Below are 17,209 nucleotides of genomic sequence, written 5' to 3' on the forward strand. Positions count from 1 at the left end.
GTTACTCCTGTCTGAATAATCGAGAGAGTCAAAATTGCAGCCGGTGCCTATCTGTTTTATATGCGCGCACTCGACTGTTTCCTCTTAGGAAAGCCACTGCATGATGATAGCTTTGCCTATGGTGTTGATGCAGTGGCCAGTAAGAGGATAAATTATCGAAGGTTAATAAATCGCCTTATTGAAAGCTTGCTCGAGGTCAGCGATGATATCTTCAGGATCTTCAAGCCCTACAGATATTCTTATGAGCCCATCGGTAATACCGGCTTTCATTCTTTCCTCTGGTAACATAGGTGAATGCGTCATGGACGCAGGGTGCTGAATTAATGTTTCAGTATCGCCAAGGCTGACAGCAAGCAGGCAAAGTTCAACGGAGTCCATCACAGTTTGCCCAGCTTCAACGCCCCCTTTAATTTCGAAGCTAATCACAGCGCCAAAATTCGACATCTGTTTTTTGCCTAATTCATAGTTTGGGTGATCTGGCAGGCCGGGATAATAAACCTTTGTGACAGCTGAATGCGAGGATAAAAACTTCGCCACCTGCATGGCATTTTGACAATGGCGCTCCATGCGGACGGCCAATGTTTTCAATCCACGCAGCGTAAGCCACGCATTGAAAGGGCTGATACAGCCACCCGTTATATCTTTAACGCCGACAAAACGCGCTTGATTGATGAATTCTTGGTCACCAACGATAACGCCGCCGATCACATCGCCGTGCCCATTAATGTATTTAGTCACGCTGTGAACCACGATATCAGCACCAAATTTAAGTGGATTCTGGCAATAAGGTGACATGAACGTATTATCGACAACTAATAATGCATCGTTGGCGTGAGCCAGATTGGCACTTTGTTCGATATCAATAATGGACAACGTAGGGTTAGCTGGAGTTTCAATATAAATTACTTTGGTATTTGGCTTTATTGCTGCTTTGATATTCTCAATGTTGGCTGCATCAACGAAAGTAACCTCTATCCCGAATTTAGGCATGCTGTGTGACAATAATGCATGGGTACAGCCATATATTGCCTCAGAAGCTACAATATGATCGCCTTGTCCGCACAGCGTTAACAGCGTTGACGAAATAGCAGCCATTCCTGATGCAGTGGCAAGCGCCGCTTCACCTCCCTCTAGTACGGCAATTTTTTCTTCGAGTGCGGTTTGTGTCGGATTCCCGAGGCGTGTGTAGATATATCCCGGCTCTTCGAGGGCAAACCTAGCCGCTCCTTGCTTAGCACTCTCGAATACGAATGTAGAAGTCTGAAAAATAGGTGTGGCTAGCGCACCGGTTGTTGCGTCTGGATGCTGTCCTGCATGGATGATTTTAGTGTTATAGCCTTTATCGTGCAGTTTCATACTTCGTTGCCTCATTAGGTTAGGTATTGTCCTAATGGATATAGCAAGGTCTGTGCCAGAGTTTAATTTATTGAAATATATGATTTTTATTTTATTTATTTCTACGGTGTCAACTTTATCTCCAAAAAATGGAAATATTACTTACGGCATAAAAATTAAGTTTAAATACTAAAATTAAGTTAAAGAATAAATAAACTTCCGAATTAATTTTTACTCGTTGGGTAATGATGTTTTTAAATGAAGTGGCTTTTTAAATTTTTAAAAAGGATAAACCATTAAAGATTGTTTTTATTATAGGAAGTGATTTTTCTGCGGGAGATTGCTGCAAAGTATATTGGGAGTTTTTTTTATGCATAAATATAAGGCTGATATTTTAATTCATTTTCATATGGCTATTATTTTGATGATAGTGCGATACAATATCACCACGACACCTTGCACAGAGAAAAGATCAGTTATGAATGAAGAATATAATCAGTTCAATCAGCCTGTAGGGCGTAGTTTACCTCATTGGCACGGATGTGAAGTGCCAGCCCAGTCTGTGCTTAACGGGCAGTATTGTCGGTTAGAAAGGATATCCGCTGCCCATGGCGATGATCTGTTTGATGCTTATCAATTGCCTGGCTCAGAGAAGGATTGGACGTATCTTCCTGCTGGGCCATTTAAGAATAGAGAGGACTTCGATCGGCACTTCAATACACTCTTAGCTTCTGTGGATCCACTGCACTATGCGGTTATTGATTTAGCGACGGGTAAGGCGATTGGTACTGTTGCGCTCATGCGTATTGATGCGAAAAATGGCGTGATTGAAATGGGGTGGGTAGTTTATTCAAGAGCCTTAATGCGCACCCGTATGGCGACGGAAGCACAGTTTTTGTTGATGTCATATGTTATGGATAATCTCCATTACCGCCGCTATGAATGGAAATGCGATTCCCTGAATGAAGGATCGCATAAAGCAGCGCTGCGATTGGGGTTCAAATTCGAAGGCCTATTCCGTAATGCAACGGTGTATAAAGGAAGAACCCGAGACACCGCGTGGTTTTCAATTATCGATGAAGAATGGCCAGAAGTTCGGAATGCGCTTGTCTCTTGGCTTAATCAGGATAACTTTGATGAGAATGGTCAACAACGCCAAAGTTTAAATGATCTTAGAAATAATAGCGTGGCATGAGATTATTCCTTTCTGAAAATAACTCTATACGCAATAAATTTTTTAAGACGCTCTCGGGCGTCTTTTACTTACTTCAGACGTATCCGGCGAAAATTTCCTGAAATGTTATTTCGAACTGCGGCGTTCAGAAATCCAGTCCTGAATTTCGATGGCGAAAGTGTCTGGCGCTTTACGGAATGTACGTCGTGCCAAATCTAAAATCGTGTGACGAGCTAACTCTTCCTCCATGCGCTGCTGCGCGCTATCCATCACCGCGCGAATGTTGCATGGGCCCTCACACGCCCAAGCCGGAGGAGATTCCTCAAAAACGGCTAGGCGCTGGCGAATTTCCTTGCATTCGAACACTGTCTTGGAACCATCAATGGCCTGCGCAACGTCAAGCATGGTGATAAGCTCCGGCGCTCTCGCTAAACGAAATCCTCCCCCTTTACCTTCGCTGCTGACCACTAACCCAGCACGTGAAAGACGGGTAAAAATTTTGGCTAGGTAATCGAAGGGAACTCCTTGAAGCTCAGCCATCTCGCGCACATTCATTTCACGATCGTCGCCCTTGCTGTCGACCATGCATAACAGGCTATGAAGGCCATATTCCACGCCTGAACTATAGAATGCCATATCAAACTCCGCTTAGTAAATTCTTAGTAAGAATACATGGAACCGCACAATCTGCAAAGGCATGCATGCTGGCTAGTTCGGTGTATTATTTTAATTTATTTAAAATCAAATAATTATGCTAATTGTCCGCGTGAAGATTAACACTAACTCCGAAACCTGTTGTCGGAGTTAACGGCGACATGTATAGTCGTAGTTATTGAAGTGGATGAGCAAATAATCAAAAGGTAGCAAAACATGAATAACCGTATTCTTATCGTTGGCGCTGGTTTTTCTGGCATGTGGGCCGCTATCAGCGCGGCGCGTTTAGCGCATCTGAATAATCGTCGTGATATCGAAATAACCGTATTAGCACCGCAGCCAGAGCTGCGCGTTCGTCCGCGGTTTTATGAAGATAAAGTGGCCACGCTGGTTTCTCCTTTGCTGCCATTGTTTGGTGAAATTGGTGTTAATTTCCTTCAGGGAAATGCAGAACATATTGATTCAAAAAATAAAATAGTGTCATATCGTGATGCTTCAGGGAGTGCCGCTTCGGTATCTTATGACCGTTTAGTATTGGCAAGCGGTAGCCGTGTGAAGAAGTCATTGGTTGAGGGCGCGCAGAAATATGCCTTCGATATTGATCAATTAGAATCGGCGCAGAAGTTTGAAAATCACCTGTTAAATTTGCCAAATCAAAAGCCGAGTGAAGCGCGTAATACCGTCGTGGTATGCGGTGGTGGGTTTACCGGGATTGAGTTGGCAACGGAGCTTCCTTCACGCCTTAAAGCGTTATTAGGTGAGGATACGAAGACTAAAGTAATCGTAGTTGAACGTGGTGTCGAAATCGGCAGTCGTTTCAGCGCGGAATTACGCGATGTCATCGCCCAAGCTTCTGAAGAGTTAGGTATTGAGTGGAAGCTGAATGCGGAAGTTGAAGTTATTGATGCCAATGGCGTGACGTTGAAGGATGGAACCCGCATTAATGCTTCAACCGTGGTGTGGACCGTTGGTGTAGAAGCCAGTGCGTTAACACAGCAGCTAGAGGCTGAACGCGATAACCAAGGCCGTTTGCTGGTTGATGAAAACTTGCAGGTTCGAGGATTACCGGGTGTTTATGCCACGGGAGACGTTGCCCATGCAGCAACCGATAATTTAGGGCATAAGGCGCTGATGACTTGCCAGCATGCGATTCAGCTGGGGAAATTTGCCGGTAATAACGTTGCAGCCGATCTTATTGGCGTATCTGCTGTGGCTTACCGTCAGGAAAACTATGTGACCTGCCTAGATTTAGGCGCGTGGGGTGCGGTCTTCACGCAGGGCTGGGAGCAAAAAGTTGAGTCGGTTCGCGACGAAGCTAAAAAGATTAAAATCTCAATTACCAATGAGCTGATCTACCCACCAAAAGCGGAGCGCGATGTTGCTTTTGCGGCGGCAGATCCATTGGCGGCGTTTGTATAACCACGTCGATGAGGGGCAGGCTTTGAGCTTGCCCTCGCTTTTCTGAGTCATGCGATGTTCGGTTATTGAAATTTAGCGTGTCTCAAATATCATTTTCTATTAATAATAAAAACGTATACCAATATCTCATTATGCTTTTCTACGTTATAACCCTGCTACCGAAATTATTATCCCCCTCACGCTAATCCTCTTTTTTTACAATACCTTAGTTTATGTAAGCTCTTTTCTATTCCCTTTTGTTACGTCATAAATTGCCTCCGCCGCGTTCTCGCAACAACAGTAGGATACAAAAAATACTTTGCAGAATAAGTATCTATAAATCATTATTTGAAACGTGGTTTCACTCCAATTTTGTAGGCTAATCTTGAACTTACATGCAGTACTGCGCCAGCGCGTAGCCAATACGCGTTGGTATGCGAAAAGAAAAAGTTATCGTGTGCTATTTTGGCGAGAAATAACGCCGCTTGCGGTTCCTATCTTGGTAGAAAATGCCTGTGTGTTGTTGATGGGCGTCCTCAGTACTTTTCTCGTTAGCTGGATTGGCAAAGAAGCCATGGCAGGCGTTGGGCTTGCCGATAGCTTTAATATGGTGATTATTTCCTTTATTGCCGCCGTTGACTTAGGTACGACCGTGGTGGTTGCCTTCAGTTTGGGGACGCGCGATCGTCGTCGGGCGCGCGCCGCCGCAAGGCAATCGCTGGTATTGATGACGGCTGTCGCCTTGCTGCTAGCAGCCGGTATTCATCTGGCAGGTGAATATATTATTGACGTGATCGCGGGTGACGCGACGCCAGAGGTGAAAGCGCTAGCGCTGTCTTATTTGCAGACCACGGTGTGGAGTTATCCTGCTGCAGCCATTGCGCTTATCGGTAGCGGGGCGTTGCGCGGTGCGGGTAATACTAAAATCCCGCTGCTGGTTAACGGCGGGATGAATATCCTGAACATCATGATCAGTAGTGTTCTGATCTACGGCATATTTGGCTGGGGAGGGCTTGGTTTTATCGGTGCAGGCCTTGGGTTAACGCTCTCTCGTTATATCGGTGCGGCTTGCATTATTTACGTTCTCTTAAAGGGCTTTAACCCTGCGCTGCGTATTTCGCTGAAAAGTTATTTTAAACCGCTGAAACTGAATATTTTATGGGAAGTTTTGGGTATTGGTATTCCTGCCAGTATTGAGTCGGTGCTGTTTACCGGCGGTAAACTGCTCACCCAGATGTTTGTGGCGGGCATGGGCACCAACGTTATTGCGGGTAATTTTATCGCCTTTTCAGTGGCGGCATTAATCAACCTGCCCGGTAATGCGTTGGGTTCTGCTTCAACGATCATCGTTGGACGACGCTTAGGTAAAGGACAAATAGGCCAAGCTGAACGTCAGCTTCGCTATGTTTTCTGGCTATCAACCATCGTTTTGACCATCATCGCTTGGGGAACGGCACCTTTTGCGGGCCTGTTTGCGTCCTTCTACACGCAAGAATCTGACGTTATCGATGTGGTTAAAATACTGCTGTGGCTTAATGCCGCGTTTATGCCGATCTGGGCTGCGTCGTGGGTGCTTCCTGCAGGGCTTAAAGGCGCACGCGATGTCCGTTTTGCTATGTGGATTTCGATGATCGGAATGTGGGGCTGTCGCGTAGTGGCTGGCTATACGTTAGGCGTTGTGCTCGGCATGGGGGTTGTTGGCGTCTGGCTTGGGATGTTCTTTGACTGGGCGGTGCGCGGCGTATGCTTCTATTGGCGGATGGTTAGCGGTCGCTGGCTATGGAAATATCCTCGTATTCAGCCTGAAATCGAGGAAGTTGACGCCAATAAAACGCAATAATTCAGCCGTTGGCGATATTCCACCCCCCATGATTGGGGGGAGTTTGACGAATAAATTAACTCCAGCCTTCCTGCACTAAAGAGTCGCGGCCTACTAATACGGAATCGGCACCGAGGGCGATCATCCTCACCGCGTCTAAACCGCTGCTATGCGCTGTTCCGACCACGGCTGTCGCTCAACGCGCATGTAGGCACTTCTTCCGCGGGGGCTTTGCCGCTGGTCAAATGTTAAGACTGGTAGCGCAGAGCGTCGACAAATAAGGAAAATGCTGTGGTGTGTTGTTTGCGGCTTGGGTAATAAAGATAGTAACCAGGAAATCGGTTGCACCACTCATCAAGCACTTGAACTAATCGACCATCGGCGAGCTCGTCTTGTACTGAATCCTCAGGTACATAGGCTAAGCCGAAGCCAACCACGGCTGCATCAATGCGCTGGCGTAAGCTGTTAAAAGTCAGTTGTCCATCGACACGAACCCTGAGTTCTTGACCCTCTTTCTCAAACTCCCACGCATATAACCCACCCCGAGTGGGTAAACGCATGTTGATACAGCGATAGTTCTGCAGTTCTTGCGGTTTTGAAGGGCTGCCCTGCTGGTGGAGATACTGAGGTGCTCCTACCACGACCATTCGCATATCTGGGCCAATACGCACGGCAACCATGTCTTTAGCCACTTGCTCGCCAAGGCGAACACCGGCATCAAAGCGCCCATTGACGATATCGGTTAGGGAATTATCAGCCACGATTTCAACGTTGATATCGGGATAGTTGGCAAGGAATGATTTTAAAAATGGCCACAGAACAGAATCTACGGCGTGTTCTCCGGCGGTAATGCGAATATTTCCCGCAGGGGTATCGCGCATGTCACGTAAGGCATCTAACTCGCTTTCAATTTCGCTAAACCGTGGTTCAAGACTGTTGGCGAGTTTCTCGCCGGCTTCCGTTGGCGCTACGCTGCGCGTGGTACGCGTGAGTAAACGAATATCGAGACGCTCTTCAAGCCCGCGAATGGAATGGCTAAGCGCCGACTGTGACACGCCTAATTTCGCCGCGGCTTTGGTAAAACTGCGCTCTCTGGCAACAACGAGAAAAGAGATCAGATCATTAAAGTTTTCTTTCAGCATTTTGCAGGTCTTTTGGCTCAAGATAGCGCAAGTATAGGCCTATTTATGAATTTTACTCATAGCTCCTTGCGCATTTAGCTATCTAGTTGCGCAGTGTGAATCGGGGTAACGTTTAGACCAAACAGAATACCGACGGCTTCCGCTTTTGTTCGGCTTAGCTGTGTGAGTTTAAAGAAGAGGAAAATATGAAAATTATCCATAACGGTTCGCAAGCTTCACTGGTTGGCTCAGACGATTATTTTACCGGCAGCGTACGTATTGATGGCCTGTTTCAGGCTGAAGACCCAGCGCGAGTCGGCGGTGCCACGGTAACCTTTGAACTTAGTGCACGCACCGCGTGGCATACACATCCATTGGGACAAACGCTGATCGTTACCCAAGGTCGTGGATGGGTACAGGAATTAGGCAAAGAGATTCAGGAAATTAACCCAGGCGATATCGTGTGGATCCCTGCAGGTGTTAAACACTGGCATGGTGCGACATCAGAAACCGCTATGACGCACATTGCTATTGCCGAATCATTGAATGGTAGCGTGGTGGAATGGATGGAGAAAGTGACGGACGAGCAGTATCGCAAATAGTATTACACACCACAGAACTGCGGTTTCATCATGGTCATGCGTTCATTGTTAAACTTTTTGTGATAAAGGCAGATCGCGTTTTTCGCGTGCTAGATTCACGGTTCAAGACAAAACAAAAAGGATTAACGGATGAAATTGTTGAAAATCGCGCTTCTAACCTCGCTTATCTCTTTGTCTACCGCGGTATCTGCGGAGCCGGCTAAAAATCCGCTTAGCGTGCATATTTTAAATCAACAGACTGGGCTACCTTCTGCCGGTGTTGCCGTCACGCTAGAGCATAAAGAAGGCGATCGCTGGGTCAGTTTATCGAGTGGGGTGACTGACAACGATGGGCGTATTCCTGCACTTTATCCGCAGGGTCAAAGCATGGCGCTGGGTGATTATAAAGTGACGTTCAAAACGGGGGAGTATTTCTCTAAACTTAAACAAGAGACGTTCTTCCCAGAAATACCTGTTGAGTTTCATGTCATTAAAACTAACCAACATTTGCATGTGCCTTTGTTGCTTAGCCAATATGGCTATTCAACATATCGTGGTAGTTAATGTTTTTTGCAGTTAGTATTCATTTTTTAATTGGGTCGCATTATCTGCGGCCTTTTTATTTTTATTGTAATTTAAGAAGTGTAATTAAGTTATTCACTAACCCTGAAGCGTTGCTGCCGAGATCGTAGTTTTCTGAAGGTAATAACCAATTCTCTATAAGCCCACTCATATATGCGCGAATTATAACTATTGACTGGGGGATGTTTAATGTCGATGGCAATTGATTTAATGTAACACAACGTTTTAACGTATTCGTTAAACGCTCCTCCTCAAAATAAACCATGCGCCGTATTTCATGTCTAGGTGTCATTTCTTTTGTGAATTCACATTTATGAAATATTATTTCCATCAATGATTTTTGTTGGGGGTCGCTAACCACTGCGCGTAGAAGATAGGTGAGGGTTTCTTGCAATGCATTTAAAGGATTATCTTTGTTTTCACTGTGTATTTTTTCCGATATATACAATGAGTAATGTGCAGACTGTTGCCATATCTCGTTGAATAACTCTTCTTTGTTTTTAAAGTGCCAGTAAATCGCACCTCGAGTAACCCCCGCAGAGCAGGCGATATCACTTAACGTTGTAGATGAAAATCCACGTATTGAAAATTCACTGATTGCTACATTTATTATTCTTTGACGAGTAACAAATGCATCCTCTTTAGTTTTACGTGCCATAGTGATACCAAATAACCAAGACTGTGATTTACAGAGAAGGATAGGGTTTTGTAGGATGGGCCTCATTCTATTCGCTACACGTTCAGTTTGTCATTCTGATTTTATTATGTGGCCATCCATTAATGGTTGTAATAAAACTAGCCAACGTGTTTATTCGCAATCATATTAGATATGCAGATATAGGTGGTGCATGATAATTAATTTATATATTTAATGTGTGATGTATTTTTCTGGGGAATTATTTAGATTCAAACGTAAAGCTGAACGTAAAGATAAAGTGATTTTGATAATTAAACTTACACAATTAGGTGGGTGTTCTTGTTTTTTATCTGGATGTTATTCTATTTTTCCTCAAAAATAGCAGCCTGCGACTTTGTTTTCATACCGCCGTGTAGGCTTGGTTTTTATTTAATGTTAATCACTAATGTGATTTGTCAGTGGTGTTACACCTGCTGTTTTCTATCAGATTACGTTGTTTATAACCATCAGAAGAACGATGTGTGAATTATACCCGTACAGCTTATTACCATTTTTATGTACGCCTGGCGTCGTGTCGAAATATTTAAGGAATAGCAATGAAGAAATACAGTGAGTTTATTCTCCTGCCCTCAGTGATTCTCCTTTCCGCCTGCTTTGTGTTGTCTGGGTGTGATGATAACGAGGTTAAAGCGCCTCTGCCGCAGCCTCATGTGGGGGTTGTGACTTTGAAAGCTGAACCTTTGCAAGTGACGACCGAGTTACCAGGACGTACAGCTGCCTACCGTGTTGCTGAAGTTCGCCCGCAGGTAGGTGGAATTATTCTCAAGCGTAACTTCACTGAAGGGAGTGATATTCGCGGTGGCGAATCGTTGTATCAAATCGATCCTGCCCCTTACAAAGCGGCTTATGACAGCACCCAAGGTGAGCTCGCCAAAGCCGTTGCCGCAGCAAAACTGGCACATTTAACCGTTCAGCGTGATAAGCCGTTGGTTGGCGACCACTATGTTAGCCAACAAGAATTCGACACGGCGGTGGCAAACGCGCAGCAAGCCGATGCCGATGTACAGGCGGCAAAAGCCAATGTTGAAACGGCTCGAATCAATTTAGCCTACACCAAGGTGACCTCTCCTATCGATGGGCGCATTGGACAGTCTAACGTTACCGAAGGCGCGCTGGTGACCACTGAACAGGCCAATGCGCTAGCAACCGTGCAACAGCTTGATCCTATTTATGTTGATGTCACCCAATCGAGCAACGACTTCATCCGTCTTAAGCAGGCCGTCATCCAAGGCAGCCTTGAAAAAAGCGCACTGCAAACTCAGGTCACGCTGGTGATGGAAAATGGTCAGCCTTATCCGCTCAAAGGCCAGCTGCAATTCTCGGACGTCAGCGTTGATGAAAGCACCGGTTCGATAACGATTCGCGCGTTGTTCCCAAACCCTCAACACGATCTCTTACCGGGGATGTTTGTGCGCGCGAGCATTGATGAAGGCATGCAAAAAGATGCATTGCTGGTTCCGCAGCAGGGGGTAACACGCAACCCACGTGGTGAGGCCACTGTGATGTTAGTTAACGCCAAGAGTCAGGTTGAAGTGCGTAGTGTGACCGCCGCACAGGCAATCGGTGACAAATGGTTGGTGACGCAAGGATTACACAGCGGTGATCGCGTGATCGTCAGCGGGCTACAGAAAGTACGCCCTGAAATGACGGTAAAAGCGGAAGAGCAGGATCTGCAGGCGAATGCGTCTCAGGGACAGTAATCGCTACGGCGATAATTCATACAAGGTAAAACGAGCGTATGTCTAAGTTTTTTATTGAGCGCCCGATCTTTGCTTGGGTACTTGCCATTATTCTTATGTTGGCAGGGGGATTGGCGATTTTAAAACTGCCGATTGCCCAGTACCCAACGATTGCCCCTCCTGCGGTTGCGATAACGGCGACCTATCCGGGAGCTGATGCGAAAACCGTGCAGGATACGGTGACGCAGATTATCGAACAGAACATGAACGGCATCGATAATCTGATGTACATGTCGTCAACCAGTGACTCTGCGGGCGGTGTAACCATTACCTTAACCTTCAATTCGGGGACAGACCCCGATATTGCTCAGGTTCAGGTTCAGAATAAGCTCCAACTGGCAACCCCGTTGCTGCCACAGGAAGTCCAGCAGCAAGGGATTAGCGTTGAAAAGTCCAGCAGCAGTTTCTTGTTGGTTGCAGGTTTTATATCAGACAACAAAAGCCTGACTCAGGATGATATTTCTGACTATGTTGCCTCAAACATCAAAGATCCCATCAGCCGAAGCAGCGGCGTTGGTGATGTTCAGCTGTTTGGTGCGCAGTATGCGATGCGTATTTGGCTGAATGCCGATCAACTGAACAAGTATCAACTGACCACGGTTGACGTTGTTAACCAGCTAAAAATTCAGAATGACCAAATTGCGGCAGGGCAGTTAGGCGGCACGCCCGCTGTGGGCAATCAGCAGCTTAACGCTTCCATCATTGCGCAGACGCGATTAAAAGACCCCGAAGAATTTGGCAAAATCTTGCTGAAGGTAAACCAGGATGGTTCGCAGGTACGTCTGAAAGATGTGGCTCGCATTGAGCTTGGCGGTGAGAACTACAACATCGTGGCGAAAATCAACGGACAACCTGCGGCTGGCCTAGGGATTAAGTTGGCAACAGGCGCCAATGCGTTGGATACGGCAGCCGCAATTAAAGCCAAGCTGGCAGAGCTACAACCCTATTTCCCTCAGGGCATGAAGGTTGTCTATCCATATGACACCACGCCGTTTGTAAAAATCTCGATTCACGAAGTTGTCAAAACCCTGTTTGAAGCCATTATCTTGGTCTTCTTGGTCATGTATCTGTTCTTGCAAAATATCCGCGCAACGCTTATCCCCACTATCGCGGTGCCTGTTGTTCTGCTAGGAACTTTTGCAATCCTTTCCGCGTTTGGCTATTCGATAAACACCCTAACTATGTTTGGGATGGTGTTGGCGATAGGTTTGCTGGTTGACGATGCCATCGTCGTGGTGGAAAACGTTGAGCGCGTTATGGCGGAGGAGCATCTACCGCCAAAAGAAGCCACGATAAAGTCGATGGACCAGATTCAGGGGGCGTTGGTCGGGATTGCCATGGTGCTGTCGGCGGTGTTTATTCCGATGGCATTTTTTGGCGGCTCAACCGGTGCGATCTATCGCCAGTTCTCCATCACCATTGTTTCCGCCATGGCGCTGTCTGTGCTGGTGGCGCTTATCTTAACGCCGGCACTGTGCGCCACGTTGCTCAAACCCGTTTCTGCTGAAGGCCACGGTGAAAAACAAGGCTTCTTTGGTTGGTTCAACCGCAAATTTGAGCAGAGCACGCACCATTATACGGATAGCGTGGGGGGGATCCTGCGAAACACGGGGCGTTACCTTGTCATCTACGTATTGATTGTCGTCGGCATGTGCGTGTTGTTCTTGCGCCTACCGACGTCATTCTTGCCCGAAGAAGATCAGGGCGTCTTTATGACCATGGTGCAGTTGCCTGCTGGGGCGACTCAAGCAAGAACCCAGAAGGTGTTAGATCAGGTGACGAATTATTACCTGACTAAAGAGCACGCTAACGTTCAGTCGGTCTTTACGGTTAACGGTTTTAGCTTTAGCGGCTCGGGACAAAACTCCGGCTTGGCATTTGTCAGCTTAAAGCCGTGGGACGAACGTTCGGGGAAAGAAAACGACGTGATGTCGATCATTGGCCGCGCGATGAAATCTTTCACGCAGATCAAAGATGGCCTCGTGTTTCCGTTCAACTTACCGGCCATTATTGAACTCGGTACCGCGACTGGTTTTGACTTCGAGCTTATCGATCAGGCAAACCTCGGTCATCAACAGCTCACTCAGGCGCGTAATCAACTGTTAGGAATGGTCGCTCAGCATCCAAAAGTGATGGTGCGAGTGCGTCCTAACGGACTGGAAGACACGTCGCAGTACAAGCTGGACGTGGATCAGGAAAAGGCGCAGGCGTTGGGTGTATCGCTATCGGATATCAACCAAACTATTTCGACTGCTCTAGGCGGAACCTACGTTAACGACTTTATCGATCGCGGACGTGTGAAGAAGGTTTATGCCCAAGCCGATGCACGTTTCCGTATGTTGCCTGATGATATCAATAATTGGTATGTACGTGGCGACAGTGGAAAAATGGTGCCTTTCTCTTCCTTTGCGACCGCAAGTTGGATTACAGGCTCGCCGCGTTTAGAACGTTATAACGGTTTACCGTCGATGGAAATTCTGGGCGAAGCGGCACCGGGCAAAAGTACCGGTGATGCCATGCAAATGATGGAACAACTTGTGACTAAGTTACCGTCGGGTATTGGCTACGACTGGACGGGAATGTCCTATCAGGAACGTTTGTCTGGAAATCAGGCTCCTGCCCTGTATGCCATCTCGCTGGTAGTCGTATTCCTGTGCTTGGCGGCGCTGTATGAAAGCTGGTCTATACCGTTCTCGGTAATGCTAGTTGTTCCGCTTGGCGTGGTCGGTGCCTTATTGGCAGCGGCGTTACGCGGTATGAACAATGACGTTTACTTCCAAGTTGGGTTGTTAACCACGATCGGCCTCTCAGCTAAAAATGCCATCTTAATCGTCGAGTTTGCTAAAGACCTGATGGATAAAGAAGGCAAAGGGCTGATCGATGCCACTTTAGAAGCGGTACGAATGCGTTTGCGGCCAATCTTAATGACGTCGCTGGCATTTATTCTGGGTGTTCTGCCGTTGGTTATCAGTTCTGGTGCGGGTTCAGGCGCGCAAAACGCTGTAGGTACAGGCGTGATGGGGGGAATGCTGACGGCAACGCTATTGGCTATTTTCTTTGTCCCAGTATTCTTTGTGGTTGTGCGCCGTCGCTTTAGCAAAGCGAAAGAATAAAAAATAAAGACTGTTAAATCAAAAAGTAAAGGCCTGTGATGTTGTGTCACAGGCCTTTACATCAAAGTTTTCCACTCCGCTTTGCATATATCCTCGATGTATCGAGATCTATCTCGCAAAAATTACAAAAGCTAGATTACCCAGCATCTCTGATTCTGTGACGTAAAAAGTACATATACGGCATGAATAAGTGTAATCGTTTTCATTGCTGTGAATGCAACTCCCCGTTCTCATTGGATTTCTCTCTCTCAGCCGTAGCGTGATGAAGTGAAACCGTCCATAACCTCAAGAAAAAGTTAGATAAAGCCGAGATGTTTTCACTTTGTTAATTTTTCAATACTGTGATGTAACCCAAATCTCACTTCAATGCATTGACTATAGTGATCCCTGTTCGGTTGCTTTTTATCCAATCATTGCTCAATGAGGATCTCAGTATGTGGAAGCGTTTACTTTTGGTTACAGCCGTCTCTGCTGCACTCTCTTCAGCTGCGTTGGCTCAGTCGATGACCGTTGGTTTTTCTCAGGTCGGATCGGAATCAGGCTGGCGCGCCGCTGAAACCAGCGTGGCAAAAAGCGAAGCACAAAAGCGCGGTATTACGTTGAAAATTGCGGATGGCCAACAAAAGCAGGAAAACCAAATCAAAGCCGTTCGCTCCTTTATTGCTCAAGGCGTTGATGCCATTTTTATTGCCCCAGTTGTTCAGACTGGATGGGAACCCGTCTTACAGGAAGCCAAAGAGGCGAATATCCCGGTTTTCTTACTTGATCGCGCCATCACCGTGAAAGACAAATCACTGTATATGACCGTTGTCACCGCAGACAACGTGTTGGAAGGCAAACTGATCGGCGACTGGCTGGTGAAACAGGTTGCAGGAAAGCCATGTAACGTGGTGGAGCTACAGGGAACCGTCGGTGCGAGCGTAGCAATCGATCGCAAAAAAGGCTTTGCTGAAGCGATTGCCGATGCGCCAAACATCAAAATTGTACGTTCTCAATCAGGAGACTTTACCCGCAGCAAGGGCAAAGAGGTCATGGAGAGTTTTATTAAAGCTGAAAACAACGGCAAAGATATCTGCATGGTTTACGCACATAACGATGATATGGCGATAGGCGCTATTCAGGCGATCAAAGAAGCGGGGCTTAAACCGGGCAAAGATATCCTGACTGGATCTATCGATGGCGTACCTGATATTTATAAAGCGATGCTGGCAGGAGAAGCCAATGCCAACGTAGAACTCACGCCAAACATGGCCGGGCCTGCGTTTGATGCGTTAGAGAAGTACAAAAAAGACGGCACGTTACCACCGAAAATTACCAAAGCTGAATCCAAATTGTTCCTACCTGACAGCGCGCAAGCTGAGTTAGATAAGAAAAAAGATATGGGATATTAATTCCATATCCCGTTTTCAATCCTATTGGTCATTTCAACGGCAGAGGCTATCGCTTCTGCCCATTATTTTCAGCGAAGCTAGGAGCGATGGCATGCACGGCGACGGCGATGATGATGTGTTACTGCGTACCGACGGCTTGAGTAAATATTTTCCCGGCGTGAAGGCGCTCAATAACGTCTCTTTCAGCCTACGTCGCGGCGAAATTATGGCGCTGCTCGGAGAAAACGGCGCAGGGAAATCAACCCTGATTAAGGCGCTAACCGGTGTTTACCAACGAGATAGCGGTACCGTATGGCTAGACGGCGCCGAGGTCTTTCCAAAGAATACGGCTCATGCGCAGATCTTGGGTATTGGCACCGTATATCAAGAAGTTAACCTGCTGCCCAATATGTCGGTGGCAGACAATCTGTTTATTGGCCGAGAGCCACGCCGTTTTGGTTTTATTCAACGTGGTGAAATGATCCGCCGCGCCACAGAACTTATGCAACGTTACGGATTTTCGCTGGATGTCACGGAGCCGCTCGGGCGCTTTTCTGTCGCCATGCAGCAAATTGTGGCGATCTGCCGCGCTATCGATCTTTCTGCCAAGGTGCTCATCCTTGATGAACCCACCGCCAGTCTCGACACCAGCGAAGTCGAAATGCTCTTTACTCTGATGCGCCATTTACGCGATCAAGGAATAAGCCTGATTTTTGTGACCCATTTTCTCGAACAGGTCTATGCCGTTACCGATCGCATCACGGTGCTGCGCAACGGCGAGTTTGTGGGCACTCGAAACACCAAAGAATTACCTTATATCGAATTAGTTAAAATGATGCTGGGTCGTGAGCTGGACAACAATGCTTTACAGCGCGCGGGCCGCACCTTACTCAGTGAAAATCCAACGGTTGAGTTTGAAAACTATGGCAAAAAAGGGGTTATCGCGCCCTTTAACCTCAAAGTTCGCCCCGGTGAAATTGTGGGGTTAGCCGGGTTACTCGGCTCTGGTCGTACGGAAATGGCTGAGGTTATTTTTGGTATCAAACCGGCAGACAGCGGCACAGCACAGGTTAAAGGCAAGCAAAGAACGCTACGTTCGCCACACCAGTCATCGCGTTACGGATTGGGGTTCTGCCCTGAAGATCGCAAAACCGATGGTATTATCGCGGCGGCATCCGTGCGTGAAAATATTATCCTAGCGCTTCAGGCGCAGCGTGGATGGCTGCGTCCCATCGCCCGCAAAGAGCAGCAGCACATTGCGGAACGCTTCATTCGTCAATTGGGGATCCGTACCCCGAGCACCGAACAGCCCATCGAGTTTCTTTCCGGCGGTAACCAGCAAAAAGTTTTACTTTCGCGCTGGCTGCTCACCAAACCCCAGTTTCTTATTTTAGACGAGCCGACTCGCGGGATTGACGTAGGCGCTCACGCCGAGATTATTCGCCTGATAGAAACCCTGTGCGCCGATGGTTTAGCGCTGCTGGTGATTTCATCGGAGCTTGAAGAACTCGTGGGCTATGCCGATCGGGTGGTGATCCTGCGCGATCGCCAGCAAATCGCCGAAATTCCGCTGGAGCAGCTTTCCGTTGCCGCCATTATGAATGCCATTGCGGCATAAGGAGATGA

The 17,209-nt window shown here is 47.1% G+C and carries 13 protein-coding genes; 9 read left to right on the forward strand and 4 right to left on the reverse strand.

Annotated elements, in window-relative coordinates:
• Nucleotides 1–162: 162 nt before the first annotated feature.
• Complete coding sequence (gene megL, locus AB3Y96_RS05730; RefSeq protein WP_367298710.1) at nucleotides 163–1,356, reverse strand: methionine gamma-lyase; 1,194 nt, start codon at nucleotides 1,354–1,356, stop codon at nucleotides 163–165.
• A 457-nt stretch (nucleotides 1,357–1,813) separates the two neighbouring features.
• On the opposite strand from megL, the gene AB3Y96_RS05735 reads away from it, so the two are divergent.
• On the forward strand, nucleotides 1,814–2,530 hold the full coding sequence (locus tag AB3Y96_RS05735) for a GNAT family N-acetyltransferase (protein ID WP_072308997.1): 717 nt from the start codon (nucleotides 1,814–1,816) through the stop codon (nucleotides 2,528–2,530).
• Nucleotides 2,531–2,635: 105 nt separating this feature from the next.
• On the opposite strand, the gene AB3Y96_RS05740 is transcribed toward AB3Y96_RS05735, so the two are convergent.
• Entirely contained in the window at nucleotides 2,636–3,145 is a 510-nt protein-coding gene (locus AB3Y96_RS05740; RefSeq protein ID WP_072308944.1) for an Rrf2 family transcriptional regulator, read from the reverse strand.
• A 234-nt stretch (nucleotides 3,146–3,379) separates the two neighbouring features.
• On the opposite strand from AB3Y96_RS05740, the gene AB3Y96_RS05745 reads away from it, so the two are divergent.
• Both AB3Y96_RS05745 and AB3Y96_RS05750 read left to right on the forward strand, forming a co-directional pair.
• On the forward strand, nucleotides 3,380–4,582 hold the full coding sequence (locus AB3Y96_RS05745) for an NAD(P)/FAD-dependent oxidoreductase (protein ID WP_072308945.1): 1,203 nt from the start codon (nucleotides 3,380–3,382) through the stop codon (nucleotides 4,580–4,582).
• Nucleotides 4,583–4,946: 364 nt separating this feature from the next.
• Complete coding sequence (locus AB3Y96_RS05750) at nucleotides 4,947–6,401, forward strand: EmmdR/YeeO family multidrug/toxin efflux MATE transporter (RefSeq protein WP_367298711.1); 1,455 nt, start codon at nucleotides 4,947–4,949, stop codon at nucleotides 6,399–6,401.
• Nucleotides 6,402–6,628: 227 nt separating this feature from the next.
• Here AB3Y96_RS05750 and AB3Y96_RS05755 read toward each other — a convergent pair whose 3' ends face one another.
• The gene (locus AB3Y96_RS05755) at nucleotides 6,629–7,522 is read right to left on the reverse strand and encodes a LysR family transcriptional regulator (RefSeq protein WP_072308947.1); all 894 of its coding nucleotides are present in this window, start codon (nucleotides 7,520–7,522) and stop codon (nucleotides 6,629–6,631) included.
• A gap of 185 nt (nucleotides 7,523–7,707) precedes the next feature.
• Here AB3Y96_RS05755 and AB3Y96_RS05760 point away from each other — a divergent pair, with 185 nt between their 5' ends.
• Together AB3Y96_RS05760 and uraH are read left to right on the forward strand one after the other, a co-directional pair.
• Nucleotides 7,708–8,103 carry a cupin domain-containing protein gene (locus AB3Y96_RS05760; protein WP_367298712.1) on the forward strand — a complete coding sequence of 132 codons (396 nt, stop codon included), beginning with the start codon at nucleotides 7,708–7,710 and terminating at the stop codon, nucleotides 8,101–8,103.
• 129 nt (nucleotides 8,104–8,232) lie between these two features.
• On the forward strand, nucleotides 8,233–8,646 hold the full coding sequence (uraH, locus tag AB3Y96_RS05765) for a hydroxyisourate hydrolase (protein WP_367298713.1): 414 nt from the start codon (nucleotides 8,233–8,235) through the stop codon (nucleotides 8,644–8,646).
• A gap of 61 nt (nucleotides 8,647–8,707) precedes the next feature.
• Here uraH and AB3Y96_RS05770 read toward each other — a convergent pair whose 3' ends face one another.
• Nucleotides 8,708–9,322: a TetR family transcriptional regulator gene (locus tag AB3Y96_RS05770; RefSeq protein ID WP_072308998.1), complete on the reverse strand. Its 615-nt coding sequence runs from the start codon at nucleotides 9,320–9,322 to the stop codon at nucleotides 8,708–8,710.
• A 575-nt stretch (nucleotides 9,323–9,897) separates the two neighbouring features.
• Here AB3Y96_RS05770 and AB3Y96_RS05775 point away from each other — a divergent pair.
• The 4 genes from AB3Y96_RS05775 (at nucleotide 9,898) to ytfR (ending at nucleotide 17,201) form a co-directional block, all read left to right on the forward strand.
• Nucleotides 9,898–11,061 (forward strand): efflux RND transporter periplasmic adaptor subunit, encoded by a 1,164-nt coding sequence (locus tag AB3Y96_RS05775; protein ID WP_072308950.1) that lies wholly within the window; start codon nucleotides 9,898–9,900, stop codon nucleotides 11,059–11,061.
• A 38-nt stretch (nucleotides 11,062–11,099) separates the two neighbouring features.
• Complete coding sequence (locus AB3Y96_RS05780; RefSeq protein WP_367298714.1) at nucleotides 11,100–14,213, forward strand: efflux RND transporter permease subunit; 3,114 nt, start codon at nucleotides 11,100–11,102, stop codon at nucleotides 14,211–14,213.
• Nucleotides 14,214–14,647: 434 nt separating this feature from the next.
• Entirely contained in the window at nucleotides 14,648–15,604 is a 957-nt protein-coding gene (gene ytfQ, locus AB3Y96_RS05785; protein WP_367298715.1) for a galactofuranose ABC transporter, galactofuranose-binding protein YtfQ, read from the forward strand.
• A 91-nt stretch (nucleotides 15,605–15,695) separates the two neighbouring features.
• Complete coding sequence (gene ytfR / locus AB3Y96_RS05790; RefSeq protein ID WP_072308953.1) at nucleotides 15,696–17,201, forward strand: galactofuranose ABC transporter, ATP-binding protein YtfR; 1,506 nt, start codon at nucleotides 15,696–15,698, stop codon at nucleotides 17,199–17,201.
• Nucleotides 17,202–17,209: the final 8 nt, after the last annotated feature.

Origin of the sequence: Hafnia alvei, assembly GCF_964063325.1 — a bacterium.
Lineage (GTDB): Bacteria > Pseudomonadota > Gammaproteobacteria > Enterobacterales > Enterobacteriaceae > Hafnia > Hafnia alvei_B.

Bases quoted from the DNA above. Each gene is read 5' to 3' on its own strand.
- AB3Y96_RS05780 (WP_367298714.1), top strand. From the start codon at position 11,100: ATGTCTAAGTTTTTTATTGAGCGCCCGATCTTTGCTTGGGTACTTGCC.
- AB3Y96_RS05760 (WP_367298712.1), top strand. From the start codon at position 7,708: ATGAAAATTATCCATAACGGTTCGCAAGCTTCACTGGTTGGCTCAGAC.
- AB3Y96_RS05770 (WP_072308998.1), bottom strand. From the start codon at position 9,322: ATGGCACGTAAAACTAAAGAGGATGCATTTGTTACTCGTCAAAGAATA.
- AB3Y96_RS05775 (WP_072308950.1), top strand. From the start codon at position 9,898: ATGAAGAAATACAGTGAGTTTATTCTCCTGCCCTCAGTGATTCTCCTT.
- megL (WP_367298710.1), bottom strand. From the start codon at position 1,356: ATGAAACTGCACGATAAAGGCTATAACACTAAAATCATCCATGCAGGA.
- AB3Y96_RS05755 (WP_072308947.1), bottom strand. From the start codon at position 7,522: ATGCTGAAAGAAAACTTTAATGATCTGATCTCTTTTCTCGTTGTTGCC.
- AB3Y96_RS05740 (WP_072308944.1), bottom strand. From the start codon at position 3,145: ATGGCATTCTATAGTTCAGGCGTGGAATATGGCCTTCATAGCCTGTTA.
- AB3Y96_RS05745 (WP_072308945.1), top strand. From the start codon at position 3,380: ATGAATAACCGTATTCTTATCGTTGGCGCTGGTTTTTCTGGCATGTGG.
- uraH (WP_367298713.1), top strand. From the start codon at position 8,233: ATGAAATTGTTGAAAATCGCGCTTCTAACCTCGCTTATCTCTTTGTCT.
- AB3Y96_RS05735 (WP_072308997.1), top strand. From the start codon at position 1,814: ATGAATGAAGAATATAATCAGTTCAATCAGCCTGTAGGGCGTAGTTTA.
- ytfQ (WP_367298715.1), top strand. From the start codon at position 14,648: ATGTGGAAGCGTTTACTTTTGGTTACAGCCGTCTCTGCTGCACTCTCT.
- ytfR (WP_072308953.1), top strand. From the start codon at position 15,696: ATGCACGGCGACGGCGATGATGATGTGTTACTGCGTACCGACGGCTTG.